This is a genomic window from Comamonas testosteroni, assembly GCF_014076415.1.
Lineage (GTDB): Bacteria > Pseudomonadota > Gammaproteobacteria > Burkholderiales > Burkholderiaceae_C > Comamonas > Comamonas testosteroni_F.
On the sequence record NZ_CP043568.1, the window covers coordinates 1,255,381 to 1,271,056 of the forward strand.

General features: G+C 62.2%; 18 protein-coding genes. 11 read left to right on the forward strand and 7 right to left on the reverse strand.

What is annotated here, in order from left to right; genetic code table 11:
- Positions 1 to 128 precede the first annotated feature (128 nt).
- The 4 genes from F0P97_RS05680 to F0P97_RS05695 form a co-directional block, all read right to left on the reverse strand.
- On the reverse strand, positions 129 to 533 hold the full coding sequence (locus tag F0P97_RS05680) for a hypothetical protein (RefSeq protein ID WP_182285998.1): 405 nt from the start codon (positions 531 to 533) through the stop codon (positions 129 to 131).
- On the reverse strand, positions 534 to 2,255 hold the full coding sequence (locus tag F0P97_RS05685; protein WP_182285999.1) for a PhoH family protein: 1,722 nt from the start codon (positions 2,253 to 2,255) through the stop codon (positions 534 to 536).
- 222 nt (positions 2,256 to 2,477) lie between these two features.
- On the reverse strand, positions 2,478 to 2,966 hold the full coding sequence (locus F0P97_RS05690; RefSeq protein ID WP_003057908.1) for a peroxiredoxin: 489 nt from the start codon (positions 2,964 to 2,966) through the stop codon (positions 2,478 to 2,480).
- Positions 2,967 to 3,105: 139 nt separating this feature from the next.
- A complete protein-coding gene (locus F0P97_RS05695; protein WP_003064306.1) occupies positions 3,106 to 3,474 on the reverse strand; it encodes an Mth938-like domain-containing protein in 369 nt (122 codons plus the stop codon).
- Between the two features lie 166 nt (positions 3,475 to 3,640).
- Between F0P97_RS05695 and F0P97_RS05700 the strand changes: the two genes are divergently transcribed.
- The 8 genes from F0P97_RS05700 (at position 3,641) to F0P97_RS05735 (ending at position 11,883) form a co-directional block, all read left to right on the forward strand.
- Complete coding sequence (locus F0P97_RS05700) at positions 3,641 to 4,930, forward strand: pyridoxal phosphate-dependent aminotransferase (protein WP_182286000.1); 1,290 nt, start codon at positions 3,641 to 3,643, stop codon at positions 4,928 to 4,930.
- A gap of 68 nt (positions 4,931 to 4,998) precedes the next feature.
- Complete coding sequence (locus tag F0P97_RS05705; RefSeq protein WP_167005674.1) at positions 4,999 to 6,333, forward strand: homoserine dehydrogenase; 1,335 nt, start codon at positions 4,999 to 5,001, stop codon at positions 6,331 to 6,333.
- A gap of 91 nt (positions 6,334 to 6,424) precedes the next feature.
- Positions 6,425 to 7,621: a hypothetical protein gene (locus F0P97_RS05710; protein ID WP_182286001.1), complete on the forward strand. Its 1,197-nt coding sequence runs from the start codon at positions 6,425 to 6,427 to the stop codon at positions 7,619 to 7,621.
- 155 nt (positions 7,622 to 7,776) lie between these two features.
- Entirely contained in the window at positions 7,777 to 9,201 is a 1,425-nt protein-coding gene (gene thrC / locus F0P97_RS05715) for a threonine synthase (protein ID WP_182286002.1), read from the forward strand.
- Positions 9,202 to 9,331: 130 nt separating this feature from the next.
- Positions 9,332 to 9,874 (forward strand): molybdopterin-guanine dinucleotide biosynthesis protein B, encoded by a 543-nt coding sequence (mobB, locus tag F0P97_RS05720; protein ID WP_182286003.1) that lies wholly within the window; start codon positions 9,332 to 9,334, stop codon positions 9,872 to 9,874.
- A 14-nt stretch (positions 9,875 to 9,888) separates the two neighbouring features.
- On the forward strand, positions 9,889 to 11,145 hold the full coding sequence (glp, locus tag F0P97_RS05725) for a gephyrin-like molybdotransferase Glp (protein WP_182286004.1): 1,257 nt from the start codon (positions 9,889 to 9,891) through the stop codon (positions 11,143 to 11,145).
- Between the two features lie 11 nt (positions 11,146 to 11,156).
- Positions 11,157 to 11,411: a molybdopterin converting factor subunit 1 gene (gene moaD, locus F0P97_RS05730; protein WP_182286005.1), complete on the forward strand. Its 255-nt coding sequence runs from the start codon at positions 11,157 to 11,159 to the stop codon at positions 11,409 to 11,411.
- Positions 11,412 to 11,535: 124 nt separating this feature from the next.
- Complete coding sequence (locus F0P97_RS05735) at positions 11,536 to 11,883, forward strand: recombinase family protein (RefSeq protein WP_182287113.1); 348 nt, start codon at positions 11,536 to 11,538, stop codon at positions 11,881 to 11,883.
- 125 nt (positions 11,884 to 12,008) lie between these two features.
- On the opposite strand, the gene F0P97_RS05740 is transcribed toward F0P97_RS05735, so the two are convergent.
- Positions 12,009 to 13,208, reverse strand: coding sequence for an MFS transporter (locus F0P97_RS05740; protein ID WP_232538133.1), 1,200 nt, complete (start codon positions 13,206 to 13,208; stop codon positions 12,009 to 12,011).
- An 89-nt stretch (positions 13,209 to 13,297) separates the two neighbouring features.
- Between F0P97_RS05740 and F0P97_RS05745 the strand changes: the two genes are divergently transcribed.
- The 3 genes from F0P97_RS05745 to F0P97_RS05755 all read left to right on the forward strand — a co-directional run bounded on the left by F0P97_RS05745 (position 13,298) and on the right by F0P97_RS05755 (position 14,975).
- Positions 13,298 to 13,870, forward strand: a complete 573-nt coding sequence (locus F0P97_RS05745) for a TetR/AcrR family transcriptional regulator (RefSeq protein ID WP_182286006.1) — start codon at positions 13,298 to 13,300, stop codon at positions 13,868 to 13,870.
- Between the two features lie 170 nt (positions 13,871 to 14,040).
- Positions 14,041 to 14,391 (forward strand): GIY-YIG nuclease family protein, encoded by a 351-nt coding sequence (locus tag F0P97_RS05750; protein ID WP_182286007.1) that lies wholly within the window; start codon positions 14,041 to 14,043, stop codon positions 14,389 to 14,391.
- Positions 14,388 to 14,975, forward strand: a complete 588-nt coding sequence (locus F0P97_RS05755; protein ID WP_182286008.1) for a hypothetical protein — start codon at positions 14,388 to 14,390, stop codon at positions 14,973 to 14,975. Before F0P97_RS05750 ends, F0P97_RS05755 begins: the two co-directional genes overlap by 4 nt.
- An 85-nt stretch (positions 14,976 to 15,060) precedes the next feature.
- On the opposite strand, the gene F0P97_RS05760 is transcribed toward F0P97_RS05755, so the two are convergent.
- On the reverse strand, positions 15,061 to 15,387 hold the full coding sequence (locus tag F0P97_RS05760) for a hypothetical protein (RefSeq protein WP_182286009.1): 327 nt from the start codon (positions 15,385 to 15,387) through the stop codon (positions 15,061 to 15,063).
- Positions 15,388 to 15,400: 13 nt separating this feature from the next.
- A complete protein-coding gene (locus F0P97_RS05765) occupies positions 15,401 to 15,655 on the reverse strand; it encodes a hypothetical protein (RefSeq protein ID WP_003057869.1) in 255 nt (84 codons plus the stop codon).
- Positions 15,656 to 15,676 lie beyond the last annotated feature (21 nt).

Genomic DNA, 15,676 nt, shown 5'->3' on the forward strand with positions numbered 1-15,676 from the left:
GGGGATTTCAGAACTCTATGAATATGAAATCTATGAATATCAAGCGCTGCCAGCTATCAAATTGAAGACATGAGAAAAGCCCGCAAGGCACAGACCTTGCGGGCTTTGTTTTTTGAGCAGCTGCGGGGCTAGCGGCTGAACAGGTAGACGCCAAGACCGATCACGCACAGTCCCAGCACGCCGCAGGCCCAGGCCAGGCGCTGTGCGCCTATGCGCAGCGCGCCCACGGTTGCGACGATCTGGGCATTTTGCTGGGCCAGCTTCTCGATGATCTCCAGCGACTGGCGCTGTGACTGCTCCAGCTGGGCGATGCGCTCCTCCTGCTGCTGGATCAGCAGCAGCGCCTGCTCGCCGGCAGAGGCTGGTGGCGAAATGCGCTGTGCAGTGCTTTGCGCGCTGGCGTCCTGCTCGCGCGCCTCGGCCTGGGCCTCTTTCTTCTTGAGCATGCCCTGGGCGGCCTTCACCACCTGAGGCGTGGCCTTGATGACCTCGCCCCAGGGCACGAGCTTGAGCGCCGCGATCCAGCTTGCCACTTACAGCACCTCGCTGGCGAAGTCCGCCAGGCGCGAGCGTTCGCCGCGCGCCAGGGTGATGTGGCCGCTATGGGGCCAGCCCTTGAAGCGGTCCACCACATAGGTCAGGCCCGAGCTGCCTTCGGTCAGATAGGGGGTGTCGATCTGGGCCAGATTGCCCATGCAGATGATCTTGGTGCCGGGGCCGGCACGGGTGATCAGGGTCTTCATCTGCTTGGGCGTCAGGTTCTGGGCCTCGTCGATGATGACGTATTTGTTCAGGAAGGTGCGACCGCGCATGAAGTTCATGCTCTTGATCTTGATGCGGCTGCGGATCAGCTCATTGGTGGCGGCGCGCCCCCACTCGCCGGCATTGCCGCCGTCGCCCTTGGCCAGGAACTCCAGGTTGTCATCCAGGGCGCCCATCCAGGGACCCATTTTTTCCTCTTCCGTGCCGGGCAGGAAGCCGATGTCCTCGCCCACGCTGACCGTGGCGCGGGTCATGATGATCTCGGTATAGCGGCGCTCGTCCAGCACCTGGGCCAGACCGGCAGCCAGGGCCAGCAGGGTCTTGCCGGTACCTGCCGTGCCCGTCAGCGTGACAAAGTCGACTTCGGGGTTGACCAGCAGGTTCATGGCGAAGTTCTGCTCGCGATTGCGTGTGGACACGCCCCAGACGGCATTCTTGGGATTGCCGAAGTCGCGCAGCGTCTTGAGCACGGCCGTCTTGTCGCGGATCTCGGTCACGCGCATGTAGAGGCTGGGCTCGCCCGGTGCTTCGTAGTAGACGAACTGGTTGATCATCAACTGGTCGACGATGGCACCGCTGACGCGGTAGTAGGTGATGGCGCCTTCCTGCCAGCTCTCCACATTCTTGCCGGCCTTGGCCCAGAAGTCGTGAGGCAGGGCCAGTGCGCCAGAGTACAGCAGATCGCCGTCTTCCAGCACCTTGTCGTTCTGGTAGTCCTCGGCGGCCAGGCCCAGGGCGCGCGCCTTGACGCGCATATTGATGTCCTTGGACACCAGCACGACTTCGCGATCCTTGTGCTGCTCGCGCAGGGCGGCGACCACACCCAGAATCTGATTGTCGGCCTTGCCCTGCGGCAGGCTCTCGGGCAGGGATGCATCCAGAGGGTTGGTCTGGAAGTACAGCGTGCCGGTGGCGCTGCGCTGGCCGGTGGCGTTCAGTGGCAGGCCTTTTTCCAGGCCGTCGGCGGGCTGGGAGGCGACCAGGGAGTCCAGCGTGCGGCTGACCTGGCGGCCGTTGCGCGCCACCTCGGTCATGCCCTTCTTGTGGTTGTCCAGTTCTTCCAGCACCACCATGGGCAGGAAGATGTCGTGCTCTTCAAAACGGAACAGGCTGCTGGGGTCGTGCAGCAGCACATTGGTGTCCAGAACGAACAGCGTGGTCGGGCCGGTGCGCGTATTGCGGGCGCGGCGGGCAGGCTTGGCGGCTGCGTCGGCGGGTTTTGCCGGTACTGCGGCAGCTGGTGCTGCTGCCGTCGGCGCTGCGCCAGTCGTTGTGGCTGTCTTGCGCGGCTTGGCGGCGGCGGGCTTGCTGGTGCTGCGGCGCGGCTTGGTGGCCGCAGGGGAGGTCTCTGGAGCTGCGCTCAGGGCGGCTCCGGTGGAGGGGTTCAGATCCTCGTCAAGCTCTGCAGTCTGCCTGGCAGACTTGCGGATGGACGAAAAGGCTTCTGCGGAAAGCTTTGCGGCGCGGTGGCCGGGTGCGGGGGGCAGGGGCATAGTGGACGAACCGTTCTCAACAAGATTCAAAAAGCACAAAGCCGCCTGGAAACCGAGGCGGCTTTGGTGGGGTGAACAGAGAATACTGCGTAGCACTGAGGCATGCCCCATTATGCATAGGCCGCGAGGGCCTGAACGCAGTATTTCCTGTTTTGCCTTGTTTAAAGACTTTGAAATACTTTGCGTGTAGATAATTGCAAGGTCTTCAGTCCCGGGCGGGGCTCAGGCCACCTTCTTGTCCTGAGTCTTCAGGCTTTTGACGGCCTTGAGAACTTCGTCCACATGGCCGGGGACCTTCAGGCCGCGCCATTCCTGCATCAGGATGCCGTCGGCGCCGATCAGGAAGGTTGAGCGCTCGATGCCCTTGACCTTCTTGCCGTACATGATCTTGTTCTTGACCACGCCAAACATGTGGCACATCTTTTCTTCGGTGTCGGCAATCAGCTCGAACGGCAGTTCCAGCTTTTCCTTGAAGTCGTTGTGCGAGTTCATGTTGTCGCGCGACACACCGAACACGGTGGCGCCAGCCTTCACGAAATCCTTGTACTTATCGCGGAATTGCATTGCTTCCGTGGTACAACCCGGCGTGTTGTCCTTGGGGTAGAAATACAGGATCAGAATCTGGCCGTTGTGCGAGGTGTTGGACACCTTGACGCCGCCGGTGGCATTGGCTTCAAATTCTGGGAGTGGTTTGTTGACAACGATCGCCATGCGCTTGTATCTCTCGGGTGTGTTCGTTGAAATGCCGAGGGCGTCGGTGGTATTTTTGTTTTTATCAATCGATCGCCCCCAACCGCAACCTGCGATTTTACCCTGAAATACGTATTTCTCTCAATGTAGGCTCAGAAGTCTATGCTAGCAGCAGGGCTGCGACCACGTTGCGGCCTTCGCTGGCCAGAACGTTATAGGTGCGGCAGGCCGAGGCGGTGTCCATGCTCTCCAGGCCAATGCGTTTGGCGATCAGCGGCTTGAGCCAGGCCACGGGCGGAAAGCGGTTCTTGCTGCCGCTGCCAAAGAGGACGACTTCCGCATCCAGCTTGGCAAGCTCCTCGAAATGCTCGGCAGTCAGGTCTTCGAAGCGGGCGCAGTTCCACTCGGTCAGCAGGCCGCGGGCACCTACCAGCAGACTGGTTTCGTGGTTTTGCTTGTCAACGGCGATCCAGCCCGGGCCATAGCCGGTGATGGTTTGCGCATCGGATTTGTCTGCCTGAAATTTCATGATGGAGAGTGTGCGCAATCGGCGCGCTGGACGGGTGCGATGGCTGCTGTCTCCATACAGAGAGGGTGGGGACATTGCTGCAGCGCGGAACTGTGCTTAAATTATAGGTTTCACCATGGCACTTAATGCGCCCTGGCGTGCCTGAAATCCTTTTGTATTGATTCGCATGAAAACCGTTCAAAAATCCGCCAAGTTAGCAAACGTCTGTTACGACATCCGCGGGCCGATCATGGACGCGGCGAAGAAGATGGAGGACGACGGCCAGAAGATCATCAAGCTCAATATCGGCAATCTGGCCGTTTTCGGCTTCGATGCTCCCGAAGAAGTGCAGCAGGACATGATCCGCAACCTGCCCAACTCGGCAGGCTACTCCGACAGCAAGGGCATCTTCGCTGCGCGCAAGGCCGTGATGCACGAAACCCAGCGCCAGGGCATCAAGGGCGTGACGCTGGACGACATCTATCTGGGCAACGGTGCTTCGGAGCTGATCAGCCTGGCCACCAACGCGCTGCTGGACAACGGCGACGAGATGCTGCTGCCTGCGCCCGACTATCCGCTGTGGACGGCTGCCACCAGCCTGTCCGGCGGTACGCCCGTGCATTACATGTGCGACGAGTCCAATGGCTGGATGCCCAATATGGACGACATCCGCGCCAAGATCACGCCGCGCACCAAGGGCATCGTCGTCATCAACCCCAACAATCCCACGGGGGCGCTGTACTCCAGGGAGCTGCTGCTGCAGATCGTGGAGCTGGCGCGCGAGCATGGCCTGGTCATCTTTGCGGACGAGGTCTACGACAAGGTGCTGTACGAGGATGCCAAGCACACGCCGCTGGGCAGCCTGTCCATCGATGTGCTGACCATCACCTTCAATTCCCTCTCCAAGGCCTACCGTTCCTGCGGCTACCGTGCTGGCTGGATGGTGATTTCGGGCGACAAAAAGCCCGCCAAGGATTACATCGAGGGCCTGAACATGCTCTCCAACATGCGCCTGTGCGCCAATGTGCCTGGCCAATGGGCCGTGCAGACGGCGCTGGGCGGTCATCAGAGCATCGATGCTCTGGTGCAGGAGGGCGGCCGCCTGCGCGTGCAGCGCGATCTGGCCTGGGAGCTGATCAATGCCATTCCCGGCGTGAGCTGCGTCAAGCCCCAGGGCGCGCTGTACATGTTTCCGCGTCTGGATCCGGCCGTCTACCCCATCCAGGACGACCAGGAGTTCTTCCTCGAAGTGCTGCAGGAAACCAAGGTCATGCTGGTGCAGGGCACGGGCTTCAACTGGCCCGAGCCTGATCACTTCCGCATCGTGTTCCTGCCGCATGAGGCAGATCTGCGCGAGGCCATCAACCGCTTGGCCGCCTTCCTCGAGAAGTACCGCAAGCGCCATGGCACGGACAAGCCCAAGGCAGTGCCGGCAGAAAAGGCACTCAAGCCTGTCAAGGCTGAGAAAGCCGCGTAACTCATCTTTTTGATAGCTGGTGGCGCTTGATTTTCAAGCGCTTCAGCGCTTTTTTGACCTTAGAACTTATGAAACCCATCCAAGTAGGCCTGTTGGGCATTGGCACCGTAGGCAGCGGTACTTTCAATGTGCTGGAACGCAATCAAGACGAGATTCGCCGTCGTGCGGGTCGTGGCATTGAAATTACCATGGTCGCCGACTTGGATACCGAACGCGCCAAGAGCGTGGTGGGTGACAAGGTCAAGGTGGTCGGCGATGCACGTGAAGTCATCGCCAACCCCGATATCGATGTGGTGGTCGAGCTGATCGGCGGCTACGGCATCGCCAAGGCCCTGGTGCTGGAAGCCATCGCGGCCGGCAAGCATGTGGTGACTGCCAACAAGGCCCTGCTGGCAGTGCATGGCACGGAAATCTTCAAGGCTGCGGCCGAGAAGGGCGTGATGGTGGCCTATGAGGCCGCCGTGGCCGGTGGCATTCCCATCATCAAGGCCCTGCGCGAAGGCCTGACTGCCAACTCCATCCAGTGGGTGGCCGGCATCATCAACGGCACGACCAACTTCATCCTGTCCGAAATGCGCGACAAGGGTCTGGACTTCGACGTGGTGCTCAAGGAAGCACAGCGTCTGGGCTATGCCGAAGCCGACCCCACCTTCGACATCGAGGGTGTGGACGCTGCCCACAAGGCCACGCTGATGAGCGCGATTGCCTTCGGCATTCCCGTGCAGTTCGACAAGGCCTATGTGGAAGGCATCACCAAGCTGGCCGGTGCCGATATCCGTTACGCCGAGCAACTGGGCTACCGCATCAAGCTGCTTGGCATCACCAAGCGCACGGACAAGGGCATCGAGCTGCGCGTGCACCCCTCGCTGGTGCCTTCCAAGCGTCTGATCGCCAATGTGGAAGGCGCGATGAACGCCGTGGTGGTGAACGGCGATGCCGTGGGCACCACGCTGTACTACGGCAAGGGCGCCGGGTCCGAACCCACCGCTTCCGCCGTGGTGGCTGACCTGGTCGATATCGCCCGTCTGGACGGCTCCGATCCTGCACACCGAGTGCCTGCGCTGGCCTTCCAGAGCAGCAGCCTGGCTGCTGCTGGCAGCGAACTGCCCGTGCTGCCCATGGCCGAGGTCGTGACCAGCTACTACCTGCGCATCCGCGTGGCCGACGAAGCTGGCGTGCTGGCCAAGATCACCGGCTTGCTGGCGGGTGCCGGCATCAGCATCGACGCCGTGCTGCAGCGCGAAGCCGACGAAGTGGGTGGCGAAGGCTCGACCCAGACCGATCTGATCATCCTCACGCACGACACGCGCGAAGGTGATATGGACAAGGCCCTGGCCGAAATCCAGGGGCTGCCCACGGTGCTGGCTCCCATTACCCGCATCCGCAAGGAAGAGCTGAACTAAGGACTTGAGCATGCACCCTCGCACTCAAACCGGTTTATTCCCTGTTCAGTGCGGTGGCGGTATTGCAAACCCCTTCAAAGGCTGGCGCCCTATGGCGCCAGCCTTTTTGCTTTTGGCGGCAGCGGGTGCACAAGCGGCGCCTGTCGATGTCTATCGTGGCACGCTGGGCGGCTCGGCGGTGGTGATGGAGCTGGGCAAGCCGGGTGAGGGCGGTGAACGCCAGGGGCGCTATTTCTATCTGCGGCATGGAGTGGATATTCCGCTCCGGGGCGCGCTGAATGCGCTGTCTGAGGCACGTCCTTTGAATAACGACTGGGCGCGTGAAAGCGGTGGCGAGCCTCCCGTGTTGACCGACTCCCAACAGCGCCGCATCGTTTGGCAACTGCGCCAGCAAGGCAGTGCTTTGGCAGGTGAATGGGTGGATGATATTCACGGCAAAAAACTGCCGCTAGCCCTTACCCATATTGCGCAGTACGACCCTGAAAAGATAGCGCCAGTCGGTGTGGAGGCCGTGACGTTGGCGATTGTGCAAGGTGCGGGCAGTGGTATTGCATCGGGCGTTGCCATCTCGGCACAGGCCACGCCCTACGACTATCTGAAAGTGGCCGAGCAAAAGCTGGAGCAGGGCAGGGAAGTGGTGGTCAGCCCTACGCTGGCCTGGAGGCCGGTGCGCGATGCGCGTACCCAGTTCTGGTATCCGCGCCTCACGCGTCATCCGGATCCCAAAATTCTGGCGCAGACCAATACCGTTCTGGAGCAGCGCCACTGGGGCATGAGTCTGGAGGCGCTGGCCTGTGTGGGCTCGATCTACCAGAACGCGGGCCCGGCGGCAGGCTCACTGGGGGACTTCAATAACGAATCGATCAAGGTGACCTACCTCTCAAGCGCCTTGATGAGTGTGGTGGAGTCCGGTTCAACCGGTTGCGGTGGCGCTCACCCCAACAATCATTACGACCCCTTTGTGCTGGACTTGCTGCGGGGCGGCTATATGGACTTCACCCGCCTGCTCAAGGACGTGAAATATGGCGAGTACAAGCTGGAATATGGTGATCGGCTGTCGCGTTTTCTGAGCAAGGCAGTGGACCGGTATTCCGAGGATGACAAGGAGTGCACCGAGCTGCTGCCCCAGTACATGGCACTGATGCTCGACAAGCCTGACAAGATGAGCTTTGTGATTTCAGGCATAGGTCATGCCATGGGGGTGTGCCTTGGCAGCGGCGTCAGTGTCCCGTTCAAGGAGCTCAAGCCCTATATCAAGCCGGGGGCGCAACGCTATTTCCAGCCCTGAGTCCCGTCCGGCGCGATATGAGGCAATGGCGTTGGCCGGTCTCTGCATTCGCGCACAGTCAAATCGGGCTTGCTGACCGATAATGGTCGGCTTGGCGGCATGACTTCTGTCCGTTTGGCTGTCCGTTCCGAATTTTAGTTTTTGGCGAGTTTGAGATGCTGTATCTGTCCACCCGCGGCCATGCTGACCGCAAGCGTTTTTGCGACATTTTGCTCGAAGGCCTGGCTCCCGATGGCGGCCTGTACCTGCCCGTCGAGTATCCCCAGATCGACGATGCCAAGCTGAGCCAGCTGCGCGAGACGCTGGCCAACAAGGGCTATGCGGCCCTGGCCTTCGAGATTCTGTCGCTCTATATCGACGACATTCCGGCCGAGGATCTGCGCGCCCTGTGTGCCAAGACCTATACCAGGGAAGTCTTTGGCAGCGATGCCATCGTGCCTGTGCGCCAGCTGGACGGCGTGCTGCACATCGAAGCCCTGTCCAACGGCCCCACGCTGGCCTTCAAGGACATGGCCATGCAGCTGCTGGGCAATCTGTTCGAGTACGAACTGGCCCGCCGCAACGAGGAACTGAATATCCTTGGTGCCACCAGCGGGGATACCGGCAGCGCGGCCGAATACGCCATGCGCGGCAAAAAGGGTGTGCGCGTCTTCATGACCAGCCCCCACGGCCGCATGAGCCCCTTCCAGCAGGCGCAGATGTTCAGCCTGCAGGACGAGAACATCCACAACATCGCCATCGAAGGCGTGTTCGACGACTGCCAGGACATCGTCAAGGCCGTCTCCAACGACCACGCTTTCAAGGCCCGATACAAGATCGGCACGGTCAACTCCATCAATTGGGCGCGTCTGCTGGCCCAGGTGGTCTACTACTTTGCCGGCTATCTGCAGGCCACCCGCTCCAACGACCAGAAGGTGAGCTTCACCGTGCCTTCGGGCAACTTCGGCAATATCTGCGCAGGCCATGTGGCACGCCAGATGGGTCTGCCGATTGCCAAGCTGGTGGTGGCCACCAACGAAAACGATGTGCTGGACGAGTTCTTCCGCACCGGCGTCTACCAGGTGCGAGGCTCGGCCAATACCTACGAGACATCGAGCCCCTCGATGGACATCTCCAAGGCCAGCAATTTCGAGCGCTTTGTGTTCGATCTGGTGGGGCGCGACGGCGTGCGCACCAAGCAATTGTTCGCCGAAGGCGTGGCCAAGGCGGGCAAGTTCGATCTGAGCACGGATCCTGCCTTCAAGGATGCCGCCGGCAAGTACGGTTTTGTGAGCGGCAAGAGCACGCACGCCGACCGTCTGGCCACCATCAAGGACACCTTCGAGCGCTTTGATCAGATGATCGACACCCATACCGCCGACGGTGTGAAGGTGGCGCGCGAGCATCTGGGTGCCGAGCCCATGCTGGTGCTGGAAACCGCTCTGCCCATCAAGTTTGCCGCGACGATCGAAGAGGCGCTGGGCCGCCAGCCCGACCGTCCCGCCAAGTTCAACGGCATCGAAGACCTGCCCAAGCGTGTGGTCGTCATGGCTTCCGACGTGGACAAGGTCAAGGCCTTTATCGCCGAAAACTGCAGATAAAGCCCTGCGGCGCTAAGCTTGAAAAGCACCTGTAGCTTGGCGACAGGTGCTTTTTTTTCTTTGAATAGAATTGGCGTTCAGTGCTTTACCGTAGAGCGTTGGAAGCTATCAAAAATATATTGAAATCAAGATGAAGGTCATAGGCTTTGCCGGATATTCGGGCGCGGGCAAGACCGCCCTGGTCGAGGCGCTGGTGATGCTGATGAAGCAGCGCGGGCTCAGGGTCTCGGTCATCAAGCATGCCCATCATGACTTTGATGTGGATCGCGAAGGCAAGGACAGCTGGCGTCACCGCAAGGCTGGCGCTTATGAAGTGCTGCTCGCGTCCGATAGGCGCATGGCGCTGATGCGCGAATACGAGCAGCCTGCACCGCTGAGCGTGCACGACATGCTGGCGCAGCTGGACCCCAGCGTGGACTGGGTGCTGGTCGAAGGCTTCAAGCATGGCGAGCTGCCCAAGATCGAGGTCTGGCGGCAGCAGCAGGACAGGCTGGACAGAGGCAAAAGTCTGGAGCCGCTGTTTCCGCATGACCCTCGGGTGCTGGCGGTTGCCACCGACGCTGCCAATGACCTGCCGCAAGCGCCGATCCAGCCCGTGCTGGATCTGAACCAGCCCCAGCTTGTGCTGCAATGGCTGCTGGCTCATTCGGACTCTCTGCAATACAAGAACTAAGGAAAGACACAGCAATGCAAGCACCACAGACGCCTCGCAAGCCGCTCAAGCCTCTGGATGAAGCCCTGCAGGAGCTGCTGGCTCATGCCCAGCCCCAGGCCGGCGCACAGATGGTGGACACTTTTGATGCCGATGGCCGCGTGCTGCTGCAGGCGGCCGTCTCGCCGCTGCAGGTGCCGCCCCAGGATAACTCGGCCATGGACGGCTATGCGGTGCGCGCCGCCGAATGCGCGGGCGGCACGGCGGTGCTGCCGGTGTCGCAGCGTATTCCCGCCGGCACCTCGCCCCAGGCGCTGGCCGCTGGCTGCGTCGCCCGCATCTTCACGGGCGCGCCCGTGCCGGCCGGGGCCGATGCCATCGTCATGCAGGAGGATTGCGAACTGCTCGAGGACGGCCGCGTGCGCATCAAGGCCCAGCCCAGGGCTGGGCAGTGGATTCGCCGCGCGGGCGAGGACATCACGCAAGGAGCGACCGTGATCGAGGCCGGTACCCGCCTCACACCGGCCCACCTGGGTCTTGCAGCCAGCATGGGCTTTGCCCGCCTGCAGGTGGCACGCAAGCCGCGTGTGGCCCTGTTCTCCACCGGCGACGAACTGGTCATGCCCGGTACCGTGGCACCGCAGGACATGCCGGCGGGCAGCATTTACAACAGCAACCGCTTCTTCCTGCGCGCATTGCTGCTGCGCATGGGCTGCGAGGTGACGGATCTGGGCATTGTTCCCGACGACCGCGAGGCCACGATTGCCGCGCTGGCCGATGCCGCCATGGACCACGACGTGATCGTCACCAGCGGCGGCGTCTCCGTGGGCGAGGAAGACCATATCAAGCCTGCCGTGCAGGAGCTGGGTCAGCTGGACCTCTGGCAGATCAACATCAAGCCCGGCAAGCCTTTTGCTTACGGCCGTGTCAATCGAGAGTCCGGCACGGGCTTTGCGCACTTCATCGGGCTGCCGGGCAACCCGGTCTCCAGCTTTGTCACCTTCCAGGTGCTGGTGCGCCCCTTTTTGCTGCGTCTGCAGGGCGTGCAGCATGTGCTGCCGCGTGCCATCGAAGCGCGCGCCGATTTCGAGTGGCCAAAGGGCGACAAGCGCAGAGAGTTTTTGCGGGTGCGCTACAACGAGCGTGGCGGGCTGGAGCTGTTCAGAAACCAGAGCTCGGGCGTGCTGACTTCCACGGCCTGGGGCGACGGCGTGGTGGACAACCCTGCCGGCACCACGATTGCCGTGGGCGACAGTGTGCGCTTTATCCCGTTTGCCGAGCTCATGGCTTGATGGAGTTGGAGATGAAGACCGTTACGATTCGATATTTCGCCTCTATCCGGGAGGCCCTGGGTATGGGCAGCGAAAGCCTGCAGACCCCGGCAGCCACCGTGGGAGCATTGCGCGAGCAACTGATGAGCCGCAGCGATGCGGCTGCCCAGGTGCTGGCTGCCGGCAAGGCCGTGCGCATGGCGCTGAACCAGGATATCTGTGATGCCGATGCCATGCTCAGCCATGGCGACGAAGTGGCGTTTTTTCCGCCAGTGACCGGGGGCTGATGAGCCCTTGAGCGCATGGCGGCGGCTCCAGGAGCTTTGCCGCTTGTTGCCTCACACACCGCTGTTGCTGTTCCCGCAATGGTTGCGGGGTCAGCCGCTGAGTCATATATCCATCTCTGCTGCCATGACCGAAACCGCCGATCTGTCCACGCCCGAAGTCAATCCCGAGATCAGCGCCCGCACCCGCAAGGCGTTGGCCCAAGCGCGCGAGCGCGGAGTCAAGCTGGGCACGGCCGGTGCGGCCAATATCCGCGCCACGGTGGAAAAGCGCAAATCGGCGGCCGATGCCTTTGCCAGGCAGCACGAAGCGCTGTTCGCCCAATTGCTGCAACAAGGTCTGACCCACCGCGCCATGGCGGCCGAACTCAATGCACGGGGCATTGCGGCCGCCAAGGGCGGCGAGTGGACCCATGGTCAGGTGCAGCGCATTCTGAACCGCTATGCGGACTGGAAGGCTGCCGAGTCGGCCTAGGCCCGAGGGCAGCCTCCGAATCTCGAGCCGTGCCGCTTCTGCCGCACGGCTTTTTTGATGGCGGCGGTAATTGCTGAGCATTGGCCTGGAGCGATGAGCCACGCAGTGCGGCGCAAGACAGTGATTCAGCGCCTGTCTGCCATGGCCGTCGCGGGCTTCTGCCTTGTGGCTGCCAGTGCCAGCAAGCCCAGCGCAATCAGCATCAGGCCATAGCCATAGGTGGTGGGTACCAGCCCCAGGCTCTGGGTCAGCAGGCCTGCTGCGATGGCAGGCAGGCTGAAGGCCAGATAGCTCAGCACATAGATGGTGGCCAGCAGGCCGCCGCGTTCATGCGGCTCGGCCAGCGGCAGCACGCTGCGCAGCGCCCCCTGAAAGCCCACGCCAAAGCCCGCACCGGCAACCACGGAGGCAGCCACCATCAGTGCCAGGCTGTGGCTGGCCACGCCCAGCAGCAGAATCACGATGCCCAGCGGCAGCACCGAGCCGCCAAAGCGCAGCATGCGCTGGGCCGTCCAGTGGCGAAGCAGCCAGATGGCCGCTGCGGCACTCAGGGTGTTGATGCACACGGCCAGGCCTGCCATCAGGGGGGAGCCGGTGATCACGCGCAGCAGGGTGGGGCCTAGCGACAGATAAAAGCCCGCCAGCGCCCAGGCAGCGATATCCAGCGGCGCCATACGCAGGAAGGCCGGGCGGATATGTGCGGGAAGGCGGATGCGAGGGCGCATGGAGGCCAGGGCTCCGTTGCGACGGCTGACGGTTTCAGGCATCACGGCAATGGCCCAGGCCGATGCCGCAAAGACCAGCAGCAGCCACCAGTAGATCTGATGCAGCCCGTCATGGCCGTGGCTGGCCAGCTGGTTGGCGCCGAACACGCCGGCTGCCATGCCGATCATGGGAGACAGCGTGTTGATCAGTGCACCGCGTTCGCGGTCCATGTCGAGCAGGGCCGCGCCCAGGGCCGCACTCGCCATGCCGGTGGCAAAGCCCTGCACCACGCGAGACCAGAGCAGGGCTTGCGCATCCTGTGCATGGGCAAACATCAGCATGGAGAATGCTTCCAGTCCCAGGGCGGCAAGAATGACGGGGCGCCGGCCCAGGTAATCGGACAGTGCGCCCATGGTGAGCAGGGCGACGAGCAGACTGAAGGCATAGACCGCGAAGATCAGGGTCAGCATACCCGACGAAAATCCCCAGGCCTGCTGGTAGAGCCTATACAAGGGCGTGGGAGCGCTGGATGCCGCCAGAAAACTGGCCAGGGTCAGGGCGACAGCAGCCATATGGCGAGTGCCGGACACCGCAGTCAGGGATACAGAGGATGTGGACATGGAAAAGCAGGCTCCGCTACCATAAAAGCAAATTTTTTGCGTTTGCGTATTCTGCGTTAATTTTTCATTAACGCAAATATTTAGCTTTAATGACCATGATTGCAAAAGACCCAGTCCAATCCCGGCCGGGCGGGCGCAGCTCCCGTGTACAGGCTAGCGTGCATCAGGCGGTGAGGAAACTGCTGGAGCAGATGCCGCGCGAGGAGCTGACCTTCCCCCTGATCGCTAGCGAAGCCGGCGTGACGCCTTCCACGCTGTACCGCCGCTGGGGCGATCTGCCGCAACTTCTGGCCGATGTGGCGCTGGAGCGCATCCGTCCCATCGCCGAGCCGGCGGACACGGGCAGCCTGCATGGCGATCTGCAGGCCTGGACCGAGCAATACATCGAGGAAATGGGCTCGCCTCTGGGGCGCACCTTGCTGCGCGATACCTTGGTGGCAACCCAGGAAGACCAGGTGACCTGCGCCTGCGTGGACATCATCCGAGACCAGCTTGGCATTGTGCTGAGCCGGGCCCGGGCGCGTGGCGAGTCGGGTCCCGATGTGGACACCATGCTGGACCAACTGGTGGCACCCATCGTCTATCGCATTCTCTATGGTCTGCAGCCCGATGTGGCTTTCGGGCGCAAGCTGGTCGAGCAACTGACGCCCGAGCAGGCCTGAGGCGCTTGCACTAGAATCGCGGCTCACAGGTGCTAAGGGGCGCCTGCCCGCACAAGAGGCTCTCACCCTTGCTTTAGGCAGCGTGTTCACGCTCGATTCGATGTTCTGTCAGACCATGGTTGTTCTAAGGGCCCAGCGCGGGAGGCTCCGATGCAACCTGGAGCACTGTCATGACTTCATCTCTCCATCCCCAGGCGCGGCGCACGCTGGCGCGGGACTACAAACAGGCGTTTCCCGCCATGGGTATCTATGCGGTGCGCTGCGATGCTGCCGACTTGTTGCGCCTGGGTGCCAGCCGCAATGTGGACGCAATACTCAACCGCATGCGGTTCGAGCTGAGCAATGGCTCCCGGCGCGATGCGGCACTGGCCCAGGCCTGGGCCCGCCACGGCGCACAGGCATTCCGTTTTGAGGTACTGGACCGCGTGAAGGAGCGCGACGACCCCTTGTTCGACTATGACGCCGAACTTCAGGCCCTGCTGTCTCTATGGCAGCAAGAGCTGCAAGGGGTGCAACCATGAGCAGCGAAACCGCGAATTCCATGAGATCAGGCCAAGCGCTGTCCGCTGGTGCTGCAGCCATTGGTCACTCGGGTCCGGCCATGGAGGCGGGTTCTGTTGCTGAATTCATTTCGCCGCAGACGCTGGTCGACGAGATCAAGGTGCGTGCCCGTGTGCGCTTGAGCCGCGCGCGGCGCGAGGGGACTGGTGGCTCGGCCACATTGCGTGACCACTTGCATCAGGCGGCGCGCGAGGTCGGGTTTGCGGGCTGGGAGCAGGCGCGTCGGGTGCTGGGGGCGCAGGCAGCACCAGGAGATGACATGGGCAGCTTCTGGCATGTGCCGCGTAGCGGCATTCTTCTGCACATCTGGTTCAGCGAGCACGCGCAGGCGTGCAGCGTGCTTGCGCAGCAGGCGGATGGATTTTTGCTGCCTTATCGGCGCCAGTGTTTCATCGTGCAAGCGCCGTTCATCGAGGCCTTGGGTCTGAACCCGGCCGACCCGGCCTGGGCCGTCATAGGGCGCGATCTGGTCGCCGCCTATGGAACGCCTGCCTGGCGGGCCCTGGCCTGGCAGCGTCTGCATGCGCCTGCCGGAGCCTTCTGATCTGCTCCCGAGTGGAAGAGGCTCCTGAGGCTTGAAGCGAAAAATGCGGGTCTGACAGCGCTGAAAACCGGTTTCGTCCGGGCTTTCACGCCGGGTCTGCAGGAGTGGGGAACTGCGGTGCACGCCATTCCAGCAGCTCGGCCAGGCGCTGCACGATCCAGACCGCTTCCAGCGCCGTGACGACCGAGCCCTGCGCGGCCAGGCCCGCATGCATGCCCAGCAGCACCTGCTCTTCGGAGGAATTGCCCGAGTGATAAAGCGTCTGTGCCTGCTCGGTCAGATGGCTTGCCAGGTCTTCGCACAGCTCATAGCGTGCGACGACCTCGGCAATCGGGGCGGACAGCTTGCCGCTGCGCGTGCGAAACAGCTCGGCAAAGCTGGGCGGCGGCTGAATCTGGCTGGTATCGTCCATAGGGCCTTGAACTTTAGCTTGGCTCGAACAGGCGCTCGAAACGCTCGATGTCCACGGCCAGCTCGCAGGTAATGAGCTGGCCCGATTTGTTGTCGCGCTTGCGGTGGGCGGCAAACAGCGTGGCCTTGCCCTTGAAGTTGTAGTCGGGCAGGTGGATCAGCTCATAGGGATAGGGCACAAAGAGCTGGAACTCGAAAATCATCCGGTGCTCGTTGCGCGGAGAGGGGTACAGCGTGTACTCCGGCAGATTGATGGTTTGTGTGGCCATGGCCCAATGCTAATGCGCCGG